Annotated in this window: 2 protein-coding genes; both read right to left on the bottom strand. The window is 68.9% G+C overall.

Translation table 11 applies throughout. The features are described 5' to 3' along the window. Positions 1 to 5 precede the first annotated feature (5 nt). Positions 6 to 512 (bottom strand): MarR family winged helix-turn-helix transcriptional regulator, encoded by a 507-nt coding sequence (locus tag D7V77_RS41870; protein WP_120581716.1) that lies wholly within the window; start codon positions 510 to 512, stop codon positions 6 to 8. A 130-nt stretch (positions 513 to 642) separates the two neighbouring features. After that, positions 643 to 1657 (bottom strand): glycerophosphodiester phosphodiesterase family protein (locus tag D7V77_RS41865; RefSeq protein WP_304485892.1); only part of this gene is annotated, 1015 nt, incomplete at its 5' end.

The following is a 1657-nucleotide window of genomic DNA, read 5'->3' as shown; positions in this document are numbered from 1 at the left end:
GGGGCTCAGGGGTCCCGCAGGGCGGGGATGCCGGTGGACACCTTGGCGAGCAGGGCGCGAAGCGTGTCCCGCTCATCCATGCTCAAGGGAGCCATGAGCGCGGCGATGCGGCGGTAGTGGTCGGGCATCATCCCCTGGATGAATTCGCGCCCCTTCGAGGTGAGGTGCACGGAGTACATGCGCCGGTCCTCGGGGTGATCCGTGCGGGAGATGAAGCCGTCCTTCTCCAGCGTGTCCAGGAGGCCGGTGATGGTCGCGCGGCTGCAGCTCGACAGCTCCGCGAGGTCCGCGGGGCGCAGGGTGTCCCCCGCGTCCTCCGCCGCGAACAACTGCACCAGCACGACGAAGCGTCCGTGAGACACGCCGTGCCGTGCGAAGTGCGCCTCGTAGGCCCCGGTCAGTTCATTGGAGAGACGCAGCATCGTCAGACACGTCTCGATGGCGCTGGGGTCGAGCGAGGGGAAGCGCTGAGCCATCTGCTTCAGCCGCTCGTACCGGGGCACGAGCTTCATCGGCGTGGCGTTTTTCGGGCGGGTAGGGACCAAGACGAGGCATCTAGTAAGGCCCCTAACGATTTTGCGCAAGTTGATTTCGTCGCCTGACTAAATCCTTGATTTCCCGGTCGGGGAGTGGACCGTCTGGCTACTCGACCGCCTCCACATCCGCGGCGGTGGGGCGCGTCCTCAGGAGGACGGCGGTGCGCAGCTCCGGGTGTCGCTCCTGCACGGAGCGCACGGCGCGCAGGTCGAAGGACTGCACGTCCGACCTCTGGACGAGCCCTGCCTCATGGATGAGCCGGGCGACCGCGTCGCCATGGGCTGGAGCAATGTCTGTCTTCTCTGTTGTCCGTTTGAGTTCCACATTGAAGCGCACACGGCGGGCGTTCCGGGCGCGGAGCGGGTCGCGGGATTCATGGGCGGCGTCCGCCTGGTCCGCCGCGAAGGCGAACACCTGGCTCAGGGTGGGGACTGTGTAGGGGTCCGGGAGTCCGGTGCGGTCGGCGAACGCGACGGCCTCCGGAGAGAGCGCGCGGTCGTTCTTCTGGTCCGGACGGTCCTCCAGGAGCCGGTCGCAGACGAAGCGGGCCTGGAGCTCCGCGACGGTGAGGGTCGCGATGGAAACAGGAGCGGTCAGCGGGCTTCCATCCGCGTGGCGGCACTTCATGGGGAACAGGTTCAGGTCGTGGGAGACCACGACGACGCCGTCGGCGGTGAGGACGGTGTCCAGTTCCAGCGTGGGCATCCCGTGGTCGAGCGCGGCCTCGAAGGAGGGCAGCGTGTTCTCCGGCCGTAGGTTCCGCGCGCCCCGGTGGCCCTGCGCATCGAAGCGCTTCGGGTCGATGAGCCCGTCCGCGTCCAGCAGGTCCCCAGGGGTGCCGTCGCCGTTGGTGTCGAAGTCGCGCACCGCCTGCATCAGGAGGTCCGGCTGGTCGGTGATGATGCCGTCCACGCCGCGCTGGAGCAGGGCCTGCATCGTGGGCAGGTCGTTCACGGTCCAGACGACGACCGGGTGACCGGCGGCGTGGAGGCGCTCCAGGTCGATGCCGCCTCCGGGCTGGAGCAGCTCCGCGGAGGGCGAGCACACCGGAGCGAGCGTCCGTGCGTGCGCTCGCAAGGTGTCCATGAGGCGCAGCGTGGGGTCGTCCGCGGGTGGGCGG

Origin of the sequence: Corallococcus sp. CA041A (genome assembly GCF_003612075.1) — a bacterium.
In the GTDB taxonomy this organism is placed as follows: domain Bacteria; phylum Myxococcota; class Myxococcia; order Myxococcales; family Myxococcaceae; genus Corallococcus; species Corallococcus exiguus.
The sequence above is the reverse complement of the archived record's forward strand: the minus strand, read 5'-3'. Positions and strand labels throughout refer to the sequence as shown.

Bases quoted from the DNA above. Each gene is read 5' to 3' on its own strand.
- D7V77_RS41870 (WP_120581716.1), bottom strand. From the start codon at position 512: ATGAAGCTCGTGCCCCGGTACGAGCGGCTGAAGCAGATGGCTCAGCGC.